The organism is Pseudomonas sp. HY2-MNA-CIBAN-0224, assembly GCF_040310285.1.
GTDB classification, from domain to species: Bacteria; Pseudomonadota; Gammaproteobacteria; order Pseudomonadales; family Pseudomonadaceae; genus Aquipseudomonas; species Aquipseudomonas helleri.
Window position 1 is genome coordinate 146,955 of sequence record NZ_JBEOPQ010000001.1, and the last position, 15,294, is coordinate 162,248.

General features: G+C 57.4%; 12 protein-coding genes. 7 read left to right on the plus strand and 5 right to left on the minus strand.

The genetic code is table 11. The features are described 5' to 3' along the window. Positions 1–81 precede the first annotated feature (81 nt). The 5 genes from AAEZ03_RS00725 to AAEZ03_RS00745 all read left to right on the plus strand — a co-directional run bounded on the left by AAEZ03_RS00725 (position 82) and on the right by AAEZ03_RS00745 (position 6,614). Entirely contained in the window at positions 82–2,607 is a 2,526-nt protein-coding gene (locus AAEZ03_RS00725) for a dermonecrotic toxin domain-containing protein (protein ID WP_350575026.1), read from the plus strand. Between the two features lie 102 nt (positions 2,608–2,709). Next, on the plus strand, positions 2,710–4,767 hold the full coding sequence (locus AAEZ03_RS00730; protein ID WP_350575029.1) for a hypothetical protein: 2,058 nt from the start codon (positions 2,710–2,712) through the stop codon (positions 4,765–4,767). 70 nt (positions 4,768–4,837) lie between these two features. Further along, on the plus strand, positions 4,838–5,134 hold the full coding sequence (locus tag AAEZ03_RS00735; RefSeq protein WP_350575032.1) for a DUF5629 family protein: 297 nt from the start codon (positions 4,838–4,840) through the stop codon (positions 5,132–5,134). After that, positions 5,124–6,296 (plus strand): lactonase family protein, encoded by a 1,173-nt coding sequence (locus AAEZ03_RS00740; protein WP_350575035.1) that lies wholly within the window; start codon positions 5,124–5,126, stop codon positions 6,294–6,296. Before AAEZ03_RS00735 ends, AAEZ03_RS00740 begins: the two co-directional genes overlap by 11 nt. A 147-nt stretch (positions 6,297–6,443) precedes the next feature. Continuing rightward, positions 6,444–6,614: a hypothetical protein gene (locus AAEZ03_RS00745; RefSeq protein ID WP_164488144.1), complete on the plus strand. Its 171-nt coding sequence runs from the start codon at positions 6,444–6,446 to the stop codon at positions 6,612–6,614. Between the two features lie 40 nt (positions 6,615–6,654). On the opposite strand, the gene AAEZ03_RS00750 is transcribed toward AAEZ03_RS00745, so the two are convergent. Both AAEZ03_RS00750 and AAEZ03_RS00755 read right to left on the minus strand, forming a co-directional pair. Continuing rightward, positions 6,655–7,404, minus strand: coding sequence for an anti-sigma factor family protein (locus AAEZ03_RS00750; RefSeq protein WP_350575038.1), 750 nt, complete (start codon positions 7,402–7,404; stop codon positions 6,655–6,657). Further along, positions 7,401–7,907 (minus strand): sigma-70 family RNA polymerase sigma factor, encoded by a 507-nt coding sequence (locus AAEZ03_RS00755; protein WP_350575041.1) that lies wholly within the window; start codon positions 7,905–7,907, stop codon positions 7,401–7,403. The genes AAEZ03_RS00750 and AAEZ03_RS00755 overlap by 4 nt, the downstream gene beginning before the upstream one ends. Positions 7,908–8,089: 182 nt before the next feature. Here AAEZ03_RS00755 and AAEZ03_RS00760 point away from each other — a divergent pair, with 182 nt between their 5' ends. Next, entirely contained in the window at positions 8,090–9,172 is a 1,083-nt protein-coding gene (locus tag AAEZ03_RS00760) for a catalase family peroxidase (protein WP_350575044.1), read from the plus strand. Further along, positions 9,169–9,708, plus strand: a complete 540-nt coding sequence (locus tag AAEZ03_RS00765; RefSeq protein ID WP_350575047.1) for a cytochrome b — start codon at positions 9,169–9,171, stop codon at positions 9,706–9,708. The genes AAEZ03_RS00760 and AAEZ03_RS00765 overlap by 4 nt, the downstream gene beginning before the upstream one ends. A gap of 103 nt (positions 9,709–9,811) precedes the next feature. Here AAEZ03_RS00765 and AAEZ03_RS00770 read toward each other — a convergent pair whose 3' ends face one another. Genes AAEZ03_RS00770 through AAEZ03_RS00780 form a run of 3 tightly spaced genes read right to left on the minus strand, consistent with a single transcriptional unit; the run spans position 9,812 to position 15,281 of the window. Continuing rightward, complete coding sequence (locus AAEZ03_RS00770; protein WP_350575050.1) at positions 9,812–10,402, minus strand: glutathione S-transferase; 591 nt, start codon at positions 10,400–10,402, stop codon at positions 9,812–9,814. After that, positions 10,399–14,040 carry an AAA family ATPase gene (locus AAEZ03_RS00775; RefSeq protein ID WP_350575053.1) on the minus strand — a complete coding sequence of 1,214 codons (3,642 nt, stop codon included), beginning with the start codon at positions 14,038–14,040 and terminating at the stop codon, positions 10,399–10,401. The genes AAEZ03_RS00770 and AAEZ03_RS00775 overlap by 4 nt, the downstream gene beginning before the upstream one ends. After that, positions 14,037–15,281 carry an exonuclease SbcCD subunit D C-terminal domain-containing protein gene (locus AAEZ03_RS00780; RefSeq protein WP_350575056.1) on the minus strand — a complete coding sequence of 415 codons (1,245 nt, stop codon included), beginning with the start codon at positions 15,279–15,281 and terminating at the stop codon, positions 14,037–14,039. Before AAEZ03_RS00780 ends, AAEZ03_RS00775 begins: the two co-directional genes overlap by 4 nt. Positions 15,282–15,294: the final 13 nt, after the last annotated feature.

A 15,294-nucleotide genomic window follows, 5' to 3' on the forward strand; every position in this document is an offset into this window, starting at 1 on the left:
CTACCGCGTGTAGCCTTTCAAAACCTTTCAATCTTCCTGTCAGGCAGGGGCTGATCCCTGCCTGTTGATAAGGAAGAAACCATGCCGGCCTCCACTTCACCGCCCACGCCCATTTATGGCGCCTACTTGATTCAGCAGGCCGTAGCGGCACAATTCGCAACCCGCCCAACGGTACGTTCGGTGGTGACGAAATTACTGATGGAACAATTGACGCAAACGTACAGCCAGCACGTGTTTGATGTGAGCAAAACCTATGTTGTGCTGACGGTAGACGCCCAGGGCAAACCTCTGGTTAACCAGCGTTATCGTTTATTGCTGGATGTTCTGCTCGAGCATGTGGCTACTAAAGAACCGCTCAATTACCGGTACTACAGCGCCACTGAGTGTTTTGTGGCCATGAGTACGAGCGTGCCGCCCGCCTCAGGGTTCAGTTCCATTGAGCCGATGAGCAAGGTCGAACCGTTACTGTTGGACATAGCCGGCCTGTGGCAAGTGGCACTGCAAGAGGCACTCATCACTTACTGGAATCAACCTGGCGATACCGCCGATGACCGTTTGCAGTGGCTGGCCCAAATGATTCATGACCAATTACGTCAGAGTGTCAGCCAGAAGCCTCGGCAATCGGACGAGGCGAGGTCCTTTTTGCTGCAAGTCCTGAATTACCCCAATCGTAACGAGCGCATGAACAAGTCAACCCTTGATCGACGTACCAAGGTGTACAGCGTGGCCACTACGCTTGTGAAGGAGCAGACCTTCCATGTGCTGTCTTCGGACATTTTGATTGAGCGCGCCGAGGGGCGCGTGATCACCTATTGCCATTGCAAGGTCAATGGTGAGATCGAATGGTTTTCTGTGCTCGACCAGTTCACCCGTGCCTGGTGTACAGACTTTACCGCCAGGTATGTTCTTAAATCGGTTAAATGCGAGCTGTACGAGCTGGGCAGCAACTTTCTCGATACGCAGGCGATGTGCATATTGGAGCGTCAGCTGGATGCGATCGGCTCGTTGCAGCGGTCGTTGACGCTGGATGAACTGGAACGGCAGGTCGCGCTGGCCACCGATCCAACGGCTGCGTTTGTTGACAATGGACAAAGCGATCCCGGCGATCTCGCACCGGTGCATAAAGCACTGCCTGATTGGTTGCGGGGGGCATCCTTAGTGGATCGCTTTGCCTATCGCTCGCATCTGATCGCCTTGACCTGTGTGCACAAGCAAGCACGGGGCAAACGTTTTAATGATGATGTTTCTGATCTCTACACCTATACGGCAAGAGTCTTGAATGAACACATGCGGATGGATCAACCGCAAGCACCGGGCTATCACGCCGATGATCTGTTGCTGACCTTTGTTGATCCGGTAGGCCCTGGTGGCGAGGGCACTGTAGGGACACTGAATAAGTTCACGTTGACGCTGACGGAGCTCGCGGTAGAGAACCTCACAGCCGTTCGCGGCAGTCGCATGACCATTTCCCATGCCAAAGGGCAGTTGATCCAGACCTGGTGGATGACGCCTGAGTACATCAAAAACCTGGTCACCCGCGTCAACATTGGCCAAAGTTACCCGCAGTGGGTTTTTCAGCGCCTGCAAGGTGATGCTGATGAAGCACAACGTCGAGAAAAACTGTTTAGCGAGGAACTGCGCGAATTGCTGCCGCTGCAAGCGCTGGAGTGCAAGATACGCAAGACTTCCTATATGACTGATGCCGGTTACCAGATGATCAAGGCACTTATGCAGGTTGTTCCTGAAGACCGCAGGGTCGGGGATATGGGCATTGCTATCCGCCCCCTGGCGTTGATCTCCATACCCTCGCAACCCGTGCATGCCGTGAGTGGCATGTTTGTCATTGGTCCTGCGCAAGTCAACGCGGGCAGGCACGTACTGTACCGGCCATTGCATCGCGAACCCTTGATTGAGTACCCGAGTTGGGCGGCCTTGTTTGCAGGGATTGCGACGCCAGGGGCCGTGCAAAAAAGCGTACTGGAATGGTTGCCGGAAACCGCGCGCAGGTTGTTTGAGGCGGGCGGTTTTTATCGTATGAACCTGCCGTCGCTGGGGGTACACGAAGATTTCGCCTTTCCGATGAGGGCCGGTGCGGCCCAGTTGTCTGAGTTCGCCCTGAATACGGATTTTTTACACACGTTATATGAGGACATGAGCAATACATTGGCAAAATTGGCCGAGCGCCAATCGGTGTCCAATGCCGAACAGCGCTGGCAGTCCATGATTACCGGTGGGTGGTTGTTGTTCAGTGCCATCGTACCGAATCTGCCTTTGGCCTGGCCTTTACGTCTGTTGGTGGGCATGACCTTTACGTATCTGGCGGTGCAAAAGGATATTGAGGCATTGCGCTCGGGGGACGAGCAGAGCAAAGCCTCTTCTATCATCGATTTGTTGTTTAACTGTGCGTTGGTTTTGTTGCATCTGGCACCTTCGTCAGCCCGCCCTGTATCAAGCACTGAGAAGGTAGACACCGGTTTGATCCCCCTGGCCGAAGACGCCAAGGTTAAAGATTTGGCGGCAGCCACACCCGCAAAAATTGACATTACCAACAGCCATTCTTTGGATGTGCCCGTCGGCAATCGGCAAACCATGCTGGATTTTTCCTAGTTTAACAACCCGCAGATAAAACTCTCGCAATGGCAACTTAATTGGCTGACCAGTAACCGCGTCGTACTGGATAGACAAGAAATAACGGCTGTCGAGCGAGGCGTGTTCAAAGGTTTATATAACTGGAAGAGCGAGGTGTATGCCGAGGTTGATAAGTCTTTTTATCGTGTACAGCTTGACCAAGACGAGCTGTACCTGGTGAATCCGAAAAACCTTAAAGAGCGCGGCCCTCGTATTGTCGGGGACGCCGCCGGTGTGTGGACATTCGATGCGCGAGCCCGATTATTGGGCGGGGGCCCTAAAAGCCGATTGACCCTGAAGAAAGAGCAGCGTGCCAAACGTTTTAACGAGTTAAAAGAACAGCTCACGCAGTACAACGCGCGGAGCAAAGTGCTGGAAGCAGAACTCAAAACCGCTCAGGACGAGAGTAATAGTCATTTTGGCAAAGAGGCTGTCGAGTTATTACCCGCGCGGCGCGCCGCACTTGAGAACCTCATAACGGTACTTGAACGTCAAAAACCGGAATATGTTGCCGCGCTCGAAAAATTTCAGGAAATGCAAACGCTGTCACCACAAGAATCCGATATATCCAATCTATTGGGCTTTTATAAGTATTTGATCCGCCATACCAGCTCGCTGTACGACAGTTGTGTGCTGCAGGCGGGGGTTCATCAATTGGAACATCCCGAGATTTTCAATAACGACGGGCGTTTTGTCAGAGTAGACTTGCTTAAAACAGCGGCCTACCGAGCAGATTGTCAGGCCATGATCGAAACCCTGGAGAAAGCAGCCAATTATTTTAAAGAACTGAGCCTTTATGTTCAAAAAGTGCGGGACCTTCCTAAGGTAGGCTATAAGGCGGCTATCGAAGCATACAAAGAGTTTGTCGGTGACGGTTCGACTTACTACCGTTCCGCCGTCATGTGCCGGGCCAATCAGTTAATCGCTTTTATTGATCTCGCCGTGCAGCCTCCCGGCAGTGACGCGTGGGTCAACTTGCGCCAGATTCTCACGGCGTTGCATTACACCGGCAATAGCCAGCATGAACTGGAAAACCGGGATTTGTTCAGTACGGCAGAGCGCACTGAAATTCTTAATGACATTCGTGAACGGTATGCGCGGGCAGAAGACCGGTTGGGCGTTTTTCATGAGGAAGCCAAATCGCAGTTACACCTGCCTACGTATGAACGCGTGCTTTCAGTCATTAAAGAGCTGGATCAGATGGCCGAAGTCATGCTGCATGAGCAAGCGAAGGCAGAGTCCGAGTGGTTACCGACGCAAGCGGCGCCGGCACGAGTCCCTCAATACACGCGCAAAATTATCCGTACCGCGAAAAGAGGGATTCTGATCGGTACGGCCAGAAACGTGGAAGGGGGGGGCGAAATCGCAGAGGTTGGGGGGACATCAGAGGCCCAAGGCAGCCATAGTGGCGCGTCTTCATTTATGACCGTAGCGTTTAAACCTACTGCCTCCAATCAATGGGTTGAGGTGGAAGCTCCAGCGACGGTCAGTGTGAGGCCGCTGAGCGTGCTCAAGACCGAGGCCAACACGTTGATAGATAACGCCAGCGCGCAGGTGAACCGGGTCAAAAGTTACGGCAAACGTTCCAAATTCCCGTTGGAGCTGGAAGAAATTCTGGATCGCTATGCACAAAGTCTCGACAAACTTGTGCTTGAAATCAGGCAAGCTGCACCGGACCAGCCTCCGGTGGAGAACCCACGTGCAGGCACTGTACCGATGTACCTCAAGCGCCTTGAAACGAGTGCCAGGTATTTACGCGAACAAGCCATCAGCATTTTGTGGTCCTTGCCACCGGTAGAGTCTACCGTTGAGTCATTGCTGGAGCGCCATAAGCTCAGCATTGTCAAAATCAATGCACGCATCCCCATGCAGGGCGAGCGCCAGGATTTTGTTCAGGAGTACGAAATCAAAAATACCGATAATCGCGTGCTCTGGTACGCCCACTTGCATTACCCGCAGGCCAGCACGCCTTCGCAGAGCGTCAGCACGGCGCACTTTAAATTGGCTTCTCAGCGCTACCTGAGCCAACGCGCTGAAGACGGCAGGGCTAAACCGGGGCGACCGCCAGTTCATGTGCACTACGGATCGATCAGTGCGTCGATGCTGACCAAGCGTTTTCTGCCACTGGATATCCGCTAACCGTGAGACAGACATGGGTTCAGGCGCTGGTTTGGCCTATCATTACGCCTTTCTCACAGGTGAATGATTAATGAGTGATTCAAACCAGACCTTGCGGGCAGCCCTTGAAGCCAGCGATATGCTGGAAATTGACGGGCTGCATGCTTTTGACTTTACCCTCAATGACCAAGGGCTGCTCATTGAAGCCATCGATGGTCGGGCAAGCAAGCGCTGGAGCATGACCCCGCAGCAGGTCGATGCTGCGGTGTTTGACGATAAGTTGCAAAGCTGGACGCTGACCGGCGACGCCAGTGAACACCGCCTGGTTTGCTTTAGCGCCGTGTACGCGAGCAACGATGACGACGATGAGGTGCTTGATGAAGCTTAAATGGTTGCCCTTGTTGATGGCCTCCAGTGTGGGGGCGATGTCGGCTCACGCCGCCTGCACCACTGATGCAGAGTTGCTGGTGGGCTCTTATACCCAAGGCAAAAGCCAGGGTATTTACCGTTTGCAGTTTGACAGTGAGAGCGGGCGTATCACCCCTGAGCCGTTGCAAGTCTTCAAGGCTGCTAACCCGTCGTGGTTGACCCTGTCCAAAGACCAGAGCCGCCTGTTTGTGGTGAATGAGAATGGGCAAGGCCAGGCTGATGTCGTCGGGCGTGTCAGCAGTATTGCCATTGATCCCAAGACCCACGCGTTGAGCCTGGTCAATCAGGTCAAAACCTTGGGCGAAGAGCCGACGCACTCCGGTTTGAGTGCCGATGAAAAATACCTGTTCATTGCCAACTACGGTGTGCATGAAGACCCGGGTGGCAGCCTGGCCGTGGTGCCGGTCAATGCCGACGGTCAATTGCAGCCTGTTACGCAAATGAGTAGCCATCAGCCAAGCCGGGTTAACCCTGAACGGCAGATGTCGGCCCATGTGCATTCGGTGGTGTCGTCACCTGACGGCAAATTTGTCTACGCCAGTGATTTGGGCGCAGACAAAGTCTTTGTTTACCGCTACGACCCCGCAGCCAACCCGGAACACCCATTGGTTGCAGCCACGCCTGCGGCCATTGAGTTGCCTGCTGGCAGCGGACCGCGTCACCTGTTGTTCTCCAAGGACGGCAAACATGCGTACCTGACCACCGAAATGAGCGCGCAGGTATTTGTATTTGAATATGACAATGGTCAGCTCAAACAGCGCCAGGCATTGGACCTTGCCCATGGCATGCCCGTGCAGAACCGCGCAGCAGGCGCAGTGCACGCCTCTGCCGATGGCAAGTTCCTGTACGTGAGCAATCGCGGCAAGGCCAACGAGCTTTTGGTGTTCGCCATCAACCCGGCGAATGGCGAGTTGAGCGAGATCCAGCGTCGTTCGGTTGACGGTGATCACCCGCGCGAATTCACCCTGAGCCCCAATGGCAAATTCGTGCTGATCGCCAATCAGATGAGCAATGAAATCGTGGTGGTTGAGCGTGATCCCGTGACCGGCAAGCTGGGTAAAACCCTGCAAAAGCTGGCGATGGATGCGCCCTCCGATGTGAAATTCATTCACTGCCCTTAAGGCTTGAGTTGAAGGCTGCGCCTTCTATCAATCGCGCTGATACTGGTTAGTGGCGCAATGAATTTCAGTGTGAAGACCCTTGGCGTTAAGTTGGCTCCACGGCCTGAACAGGCAAGCAAGCTAACTGAATCGTCGAGGGTTACCGCAATGAACTTCAATCTTTTCTCCGTCATCGCTGCTTCCGCCATCTCTGCCACCGTGGCCCTGCCAGCCAGCGCCAACACCGTGGCCAGCGACAAAAAGTCCACGGCGTATACCCAGAAATATCTGCAGCAAAGCGCCAACTTCTATGCGGCGCTGGACCATAAGGCGCAATAATCTCCCCCCATTCAAACGCTGATCGCAGCCAGGTTCACTGTCAAAAACTCAGCGTATTCAGCAACTTTGCAGTCGGCCCTTCAGCGGGGCCGACCATGGCGTAGTTGTAGCCGGGGCCTGACCAGTAGTCGGCCTGCAAGTCCCCATCGCGTCGGCTGCCTCGGGGCAGCAGACTGTTTTGCGGGCCTGGCGGGCGGATGTAAAAGCTGATTTGCTGCCCCTGCGGGTTTTCATACAGCACCATTGCCGCGCCGCCTTGATCGGTGGTGAGCAAGCGGCAACTGACCGGTTTGAAGCCTGCGCGGCTCAAGTCCGGCAGGCGTTCGGCGTGGCTGAAATAACGATCCATCCAGGCTTGCATGTCGCTGCTTTGCTCGACCTTGTAGTCGGCAGGCAGAAATCCCTGTTCGGCAAACATGCGATGTGCTGCCAGTGCGTCGGTCATCGGCAGCATGGCAGGGCTCAAGGTCATTTGCCGGGCCTGCCAGCCGCCGAGCCCGCCCACACTCACTGCAATCAACAAGACCGCCGCCGTAGCCCAATGACGCGTGGCCTGGCGACGTTGGCGCTGGCGAATGGCCGCAGGGTCGAGTGCCGGGTTATCCGGTTGTTGCAGGGTTTGCTGCAACGCCGTACGAAGGTTTTGTGCATCTCGCTGCCAGGCATGAACCCGGGCGGCGACCTCGGGGTGGGCGTCTAGATAGCGCTCGACCTGTTGTCGTTCAGACTCGCTGAGCGCGTGATCGACGTAAGCATGCAGGTCGTGCTCACTGGGCGGGGTGGTGATCATTTAAGTCTCCGCAAAGCAGGGCGGGTAATTTCGCCTTCACTGAGTGCGCGCAGGGCCTGGCGTGCGCGTGACAGACGCGACATCACTGTGCCGATCGGCACTTCAAGGATGTCGGCCACTTGCTGGTAACTCAATCCCTCGACAGAAACCCATAACAGCAGCGCCCGTTGCTCGGTGCTCAACTGGTCGAATGCTTGCAGCGTGGTTTGGGCTATTACAGTGCGCTCGGTGGAGGGTTGCGCGTCGTCGCGGCCAGTAAAAAATTCCAGCATCCGCGCATAACGCCGGGTGCGCCGATGGTTGTCGACAAACTGGCGGTACAGAATGGTAAACAGCCAGGCGCGTAAATCACCGTCCGGGCGTTTACTGGCGACACTGCCGAGGGCGCGCTCAAGGCAATTTTGCACCAAGTCGTCGGCATTGCTGGCGTGGCGCGTCAACGACAGGGCAAAGCGCCTGAGGCTCGGCATGAGTTCGCGCAATTGCTCGTCAAATGGGTGCATGGTGACTGGCGCCGGGTGGGTCTGTTAATCGGATCAGCGTCATGAAGACGACCAGGCTTTGCCTTTATTCCCTTGGTGTGAAAATTAATAACTGAAAATAATTGCCTGGCGCCGGGAATAAGCCTGATCGGCCTGCGTCTCATAGGCCATCCACCTGATGGCCCGTGGCCAAGGAACACTTTATGGTAGATCAATTACCGCCCGTACGGCCCGTGAAAGCGGCATTGAGCCCCGCCAGTGTGTTGCTGCGTCTGGCGGGTATTGGCGCAGTGGTAGCAGTCATCGCCACAACCTTCTTTTACGTCAACGGCATGCTGGATGCCGAGCGCTTGCGGCCCAAAAACCTGGTCAATGCCCTGGAACGCAATAACGGCGTGCATCCGGGGTATCGGCGTAACCATGCTAAAGGCATGTGCGTGATCGGGTATTTCGAGAGCAACGGCAATGCTCAGCCATTGTCCCGCGCACAAGTCTTTGAAACCGGGCGCACGCCGGTTGTGGGCCGCTTTGCCTTGCCGAGCGGCAACCCCTATGCGCCGGACAGCAGTGTGCCGATCCGCAGCCTGGCATTGCGCTTTACCCAGTCCAATGGTCAGCAATGGCGAACTGGAATGAACAGCATGCCGGTCTTCCCGGTGGGCACGCCTGAAGCGTTTTATGCGATGTTGCAAGCGGGGACGCCGGACCCGGCTACCGGCAAGCCGAAGCCCGACGCCATGCCGGCGTTTTTTGCCGCACACCCGGAAACCGCAGCCTTTTTGCAATGGGTGAAAACCGCCAAACCCTCGGCCAGCTTTGCGACTGAAAGCTACAACGGGATTAACGCGTTCTATCTGGTGAATGCTGCCGGGCAGCGTCAGGCCGTGCGCTGGGGCGTGGTGCCGGAAGGTCAGGATGCCGCCGGGGCAACGGCCCCCAATGATGCGGACTACCTGGAAAAAGACTTGGTGCAGCGATTGTCGGCCGGGCCATTGAGATGGCAGTTCAACCTGACGTTGGCCGACACGGGGGACTCGGTCAACGATGCGAGTAAAACCTGGCCAGCCAGCCGTAAGGTGGTCAATGCGGGGACCTTGGTGCTGCAAAGTGCGGAGCCACAAAACGATGGCGAATGCCGTGACATCAACTACGACCCGTTGATTTTGCCCAATGGCATTGAAGGCTCGGACGACCCCTTGCTGGCTGCACGCTCGGCCGCCTATGCCAGTTCTTATTTGCGGCGTACCAGTGAAGTTGATCAGTTGTCCCAGGAGAAGCGTCCATGAGCACCTCTAACACGCATTTCGCACCTCTGGCGCGCCTGCTGCATTGGCTGATGGCGTTGATGATCATTGCCATGCTGTTTATTGGGGCGGGGCTGGCGGCCTCTGTCTCCGAGCGGCATGAATGGTTGCTCAACCTGCACAAACCCCTGGGGATTGCCATCTTGCTGCTGGTGATTGTGCGGCTGTTTGTGCGCTTTACCACCCATCAACCGGCGTTGCCTGCTGATATGCCGGCGGTCCAGGTTCTGGCTGCAAAACTGTCTCACGTGTTGCTGTACGCACTGATGTTCAGCCTGCCGCTCATCGGTTGGGCGATGATCTCGGCGGCGGGTGACCCGGTGATGTTGAGCAGCTCCTTGCAACTGCCATCCATCCTGCCGGCTAACCCAAGCAGCTTTGCGTTCTTGCGCAAGGCCCACACGTACCTGGCGTATTTATTATTTTTTACCGTGTTGGCGCATTTGGCGGCAGCGCTGTTCCACGGCTGGGTGCGCCGTGACGGGGTGTTGGAAAGCATGGTGCGGGGCAAGGATTGAAGCGTGTAGCCGCTGCCGAAGGATGAGGCTGCGATGGGTTGCGTAGCGACCCCTAGGCGGTCCTCGTACCTCGTCAGTGGTTACAAGGTTGGCGAAAATCCTGTCAGGCGGTTTTAGTCATGACGGAGATAAATAGTTCCGACGCTAAAAACCGTTCCAGCCAGGCATTCAGGCGGGGGTAGGGCGCTTGTTCGAACCAGTCACGGTCGACGTGGGCGAACTGGCGCACAAACGGCGCCAGGGCAATGTCCGCCAGGCTCAAGGTGTCGCCAGCCAAATACGGCGTCTGTTCAAGTAACACTTCCAGCCGCTGCAAAAACGCCGCCCCTTGGGCCCGATAGTGTTCCATCGGGTGTTCCGGGTAGCGGATGGCGTATTTGTAACGGTCAAGGTCGACCTTGAAGACCTGGTCGTTTTCTTCGATCAGCGCCGCACTGTCCGGGCCAAGCCAGTTGTCCGGATCATGCTGGGCCAAGGCCCAGTGCATGATCTCCAGGCTTTGCTCAATCACCCGGCCATCGGCACAGACCAGCACGGGCACGGTACCTTTGGGCGACAATGCGAGCATTTCAGCCGGCTTTGCCTTGAGGCTGACTTCTATAATCGACAACGGCACGCCGCTGTAACGCAGGGCCATGCGCGCCCGCATGGCATACGGGCAGCGACGGAAGGAATACAGCATGTTGCCGGTCATTTGACCTCCACGGTGCTCAGGCCATTGCCTTGGCGCCGCACCTGGATTTGCACCGGAATGCGTTCATGCATTTCCTGTACGTGGGATATCACCCCAACTTTGCGCCCCTGGGCTTGCAGGCCGTCCAGGGCATCCATGGCCAATTGCAAAGATTCAGGGTCCAGGCTGCCAAACCCTTCGTCGATAAACAGCGACTCGATTTTCAGCGTGCTGGACGCCATCGACGCCAACCCCAACGCCAGTGCCAACGACACCAGGAAGGTTTCACCGCCGGATAGCGAATGTACCGAGCGCAGTTCGTCGCCCATTTCGGTGTCCATCACCAGCAAACCGAGCATGCTGCCGCCGCGCTTGAGGCGATAACGTTTAACCAGTTGGCGCAGTTGGGCGTTGGCGTGGTGTACCAGCAGGTCGAGGTTGTAGGCTTGGGCGATCTTGCGGAATTTGTCGCCGGTGCCCGAACCGATCAGCTCGCTCAGACGCGCCCAGCGCTGCCATTCTTCATAGGCTTGGGCGATACGTTGCGCCAGCGCTTGATTGGCTTCCTGACGACGTTGGTCTTCTGCCTGTTGCGCCCGCAGTTCTGCCACGTGTTGTTCGCTGGCGGCGATTAGCGCGTTCAGTTCATTGAGGGCAACCTCAAGCGCTTGGGCATCAAGGTTGCCATTGGCCTGCGCTTGATGCTGGTTGAGGCGTTGCTCACGTTCCTGGAGCAAGACGCGGGCTTGCTCTACGGCTTTTTCGCTGGCTTGCAGCTGCTGGCGCAGGTCGCGAATGTGCGTGTCGTCGAAGCTCAGCAATTGTTGCAAACGGACCGTGTCGAGCGCTGAGTGCTGCCCGCGCCATTGCTCGACCTGTTCGCTCACACTGCTGTGTTCAGTTTGCAGGGCGTGCAGGCGCTCTTGTTGGGCCTTGAGCTGGGCTGCCAGTTGCACTAATTGGTGAGCGATGGTTTGCAGCGCTTCGCTGGCGTGGGTCTGGGCGTTGCGCGCCTGCTCAAGCGCCTGTTCAAGGTGCTGTTGCCATTGTTCTGCGCTCGGGTGATCGCCCAGCAATTGCTTGAGGCTTTGCTGACCTGCCTGCTGTTGCTCGAGCAACTCAGTTACGTTGCGTTGCAGGGCATCCAGCTCTTTAGTGTGGGTGGCTTGCTGATACTGTTCACGCTCGATGCGGCTGCCGCGTTCGGTCTGCTCGGCGTGTTCATCGCGCTGTTGATCTAGTTGTTCAAGGCGATGGGTGACCTGCTGATCAAGCTGCATAAAGCAGGCTGAGGCGTTTTCACGCAGTGCCGCCAGTGTGGTCTCAGGCAGCAGATTGGCAAACTCGGCAAGCTCTTCCTCAAAGCGCAACGTGTCGGCCTTGAGGTGTTGCTGCTGCTCGCTGAGTTGCTGCGTGGTTTGCTGGCTGGCTTCTGTGCTGCGTTGCAGATGTTGCTGCAATGCAGCAGCTTCTTTTTGCAGGGCGAGCAAGGCGTTTTGACGTTGTTCGTCCTGGCTGATGCTGTGCTGCAGCTGGCTCAAGCGTTGAGTCAGCCAGGCTTCGCGCTTGGCCGGGTCTTGTCCTTGCCATTGCGCATACAGCGGATGGGCTTCCAGGCCAGGCGCCAGCGCCTGAACTTCTTCGCCAAGTTGCTGATGCTGCTGAATCAGTTCGCGCTGTTGCGCGTTGACCCCGGCGAGTTGCTCACGTAACTGGTTGAGCGTCTCCTTGAGGGCATCGACCGTCTTGCGCGCATTGGTCTCTTCTTCCTCGTCAAAGCGCGACAGGCTCTGCAACAGCACTTCAGGCTGGTGATACGGGTGTTCATGGCTGCCGCAGACCGGGCATGGCTGGTCGTCTTGTAGCTGTGCGCGCAGCTCTTCGACGCTGGCGCTGCGGGCCAGGCGCTGGCGTTCAAGCAACTGCTGAGTCACGCGCAAGGCTTGCTCGGCAGCTTCAAATTCTTTTTTGGTCTGGGTGCCTTGGCCGATGAGCTTTTCGCGTTCGGTTTGCAGGTTTTGCAGTTTGACCTGCACCCCCTGTAAACGCGCCTCAAGGGCCAACTGGCTGCTGCACAGGCGCTGTAAGTCTTCAAAGGCGCGCTGTTGCTGACGGTTGTCAGCCAGCAGGCTGCCCAGGGTCTGGATCTGCTCATTGACGGCGTGCGGTTCGGCACCCGCTTCCTGGAACAAGATTTCCAGGCTGCTGCGCAGCTCAGTGAGCTGCTGAGCTGCCTGGCTGGCGCGCTGTTCCAGCGCCGGTAATTCTTCGCGGCCTTTGTTCAACGTGGTGCTCAGGCGCACCAATTGCTGCAGGCCGCGACGGTAACCGTCCCAGGCATTGGCCAAGGGGGCTAGTTCGGCGCTGTGCTCCAGATGCGCAGCGATCTGCGCCAAGCGTTCTGTGCCTTGCTGCTGGCGCTCAAACAGGCCATTCAAGGCCTTTTGCCCTTCGGCGCAAGCGTCTTCAGCCTGCTTTTTAAGCGCCTGTTGCGCGTCCAGGGCCTGGGTCAGACGCGTGAGATTGGCGTGTTCCAGATGGGCTTTTTGCAGATGCGGTGCGGCATCCCGTAGATCGGCCTGGGCCTGATTGGTCGCCTGTTGGGCAGTCTGGAGTGCTTGTTGCAGTTGAGTCTGGCGTTGATTCAACTCCACTTGCTGTTGCAAGTGCCCGGCGATTTGCTCGGCCAGTGGGCTGAGTTGCGCGTCCAGTTCGGCCAAGCGGGTGAACTGATGACGCTGGGGCGCTAGCTGTTCCAGTAACTCGAGGGTTTGTCGCTGCTCGGCCTGGCCGTCCCACTGGGCTTGGGCCTGCTGGAGTTGTTCGGCGGCACTCTGTTGCTGTTCTTGCAGCTCGCGCAGGGTTTTGAGCCACGTGTGTTGCTGTTCAAGTTGCTTGAGCTGACTTTGCCGGGTTTTCAGCAGCTGTTGCGCCTCGCTATGACGCTGGTCCAGCTCGGCACGGGCTTCGGGCTCCAGCGGGGTAACACCGACGGCCTGATCTTGCAGCTGCTTGTGCGCATCGCGGGCTTCTTTGGCTTTGTCGAAGGCACGCTTGCCGAGACGGGTGTACAGCGCCGTGTCGGTGAGTTTTTCCAGCAGTTCACTGCGCTCGTTGTCATCGGCCTTGAGAAATGCACTGAACTCGCTTTGCGCCAGCATTACGGCACGGGTGAACTGTTCAAAGTTCAGGCCCAGACGTGATTCCAACTGCACTTTGTAATCGCTTTTCTGGCTGGCCAGCAGTTGATCGCTGTCCAGATCGCGCAGGCTCTGGCGGCTGGCTTGCAGCTTACCATTGGCCTTTTCGCGGGCGCGGTTGGCTTCCCAGCGAGCACGATAGCGGCGGCCATCAATGCCGACGAAATCGACTTCGGCATAGCCTTCGCCGGTTCCGCGACGCAGCAGGGTGCGCGGGTCACCGGTGGCGATCTCGCCGTCGGCATCCGGGACTTTGGCATCCCGGCCGGTGTTGTTCAGGCGCGGCACCGCGCCGAACAAAGCCAGGCACAGGGCGTCGAGCAAGGTGCTTTTACCGGCGCCGGTGGGGCCGGTGATTGCAAACAGCCCGGCACTGGCCAGTGGCTCGGCGGTGAAGTCCAGCTCAAAAGGGCCGGCCAGTGAAGCCAGGTTCTTCAGGCGAATCGCGAGGATTTTCATGGCTGTTCACCTTCCATCTGGACTTCTTGCAGCAGCACGGCAAAGTCTTTGAGGGTTTGCTCGTCGGCTTCACTGCCGTAGTTGTCCTGCCAGGCGCGACTGAACAGTTCTTGCGGGGTCAATTGGTCCAGCTCGATCAATTGCGCGGCGTCGTTGTCCCCGGCGCGGCTGCCATTACCGGCGTATTCAGCAGAGATGCGCACCAGGCGCACGGCTTTGCCCAGCAGGGCGGTTTCAATTTGCTGGCGCAAGTCGGGCTGCGGCTCGTCCAGCTTGACCCGTACTTCAAGCCACGGTTGGCGCTGGGTGTCGGCCAGCAGGTCAATGTCCGGCAACTCTGCCAGTTGGCCGAGAATCTCAAGCAGTGGCGCCGGGCCGACCCTTTGCAGATTGACGGCGCGCGGGATCAAGCGGCTTTCGATGCTGACAAGGGTTTCGCCGTCGAGTTTGACGTCGAGAATCTGATGCTGGTAGCCGATCTCGGAAAACGACAGCGGGATCGGGGAACCGCAGTAGCGGATGCGCTCTTCACTGTTCACCCGTTGCGGCTTGTGCAAATGGCCCAGCGCTACATAGCTGATGCTGGGGCCAAACAGGCTGGCGGGCAGGGCTTCGGCATTGCCGATGATCAGGCTGCGTTCGGAGTCTTCGGACACCGAACCGCCCGCCATGTGCGCGTGGCTGATGGCAATCAGCGCTTGCCCTGGCTTACGTCTGGCGTTGGCGGCTTCAATCAGCCATTCGTGGACTTGGCCTATACCTCGCAGGTAGTCATCCCCCAAGTGTGCGCCGGTCACTTCTGCCGGGCGCAAGAAGGGCAGGGCCAGGCACCATGCGCCGATCTCGCCAGAGGCGTCAGGCAGCGGGATCAACAGACGTTCGGCATCCAGTTGGCCGTCATCCAGCCACAGCACACGGCCCAGTGCATGGGTACGCAAACGGCGCATCAATGGCGCGGGCAATTCGATGCGCGAGCCGGAGTCGTGGTTACCGGCGATCATCACGATGGTCAGCTTGGGTTGTTGCTCGTGGGCGCTGACGATGAAGTCGTACAGGCGTTCCTGAGCTTTGACCGGCGGGTTGACGGTGTCAAAAATGTCCCCGGCAATCAGCAACACATCGGGTTGTTCTGTGGCCAGTTGGGTGAGTAGCCAGCTCAGAAAGCAAGCGTGTTCGAAGTCGCGTTCCTGGCCATGGAGGTTTTGCCCCAGGTGCCAGTCGGAAGTGTGAAACAGGCGCATAACAAAATCCGTT

Excerpts from the sequence above, each read along its gene's own strand:
- AAEZ03_RS00725 (WP_350575026.1), top strand. The coding sequence starts at position 82 with ATGCCGGCCTCCACTTCACCGCCCACGCCCATTTATGGCGCCTACTTG.
- AAEZ03_RS00770 (WP_350575050.1), bottom strand. The coding sequence starts at position 10,402 with ATGACCGGCAACATGCTGTATTCCTTCCGTCGCTGCCCGTATGCCATG.
- AAEZ03_RS00745 (WP_164488144.1), top strand. The coding sequence starts at position 6,444 with ATGAACTTCAATCTTTTCTCCGTCATCGCTGCTTCCGCCATCTCTGCC.
- AAEZ03_RS00775 (WP_350575053.1), bottom strand. The coding sequence starts at position 14,040 with ATGAAAATCCTCGCGATTCGCCTGAAGAACCTGGCTTCACTGGCCGGC.
- AAEZ03_RS00735 (WP_350575032.1), top strand. The coding sequence starts at position 4,838 with ATGAGTGATTCAAACCAGACCTTGCGGGCAGCCCTTGAAGCCAGCGAT.
- AAEZ03_RS00755 (WP_350575041.1), bottom strand. The coding sequence starts at position 7,907 with ATGCACCCATTTGACGAGCAATTGCGCGAACTCATGCCGAGCCTCAGG.
- AAEZ03_RS00760 (WP_350575044.1), top strand. The coding sequence starts at position 8,090 with ATGGTAGATCAATTACCGCCCGTACGGCCCGTGAAAGCGGCATTGAGC.
- AAEZ03_RS00765 (WP_350575047.1), top strand. The coding sequence starts at position 9,169 with ATGAGCACCTCTAACACGCATTTCGCACCTCTGGCGCGCCTGCTGCAT.
- AAEZ03_RS00740 (WP_350575035.1), top strand. The coding sequence starts at position 5,124 with ATGAAGCTTAAATGGTTGCCCTTGTTGATGGCCTCCAGTGTGGGGGCG.
- AAEZ03_RS00750 (WP_350575038.1), bottom strand. The coding sequence starts at position 7,404 with ATGATCACCACCCCGCCCAGTGAGCACGACCTGCATGCTTACGTCGAT.
- AAEZ03_RS00780 (WP_350575056.1), bottom strand. The coding sequence starts at position 15,281 with ATGCGCCTGTTTCACACTTCCGACTGGCACCTGGGGCAAAACCTCCAT.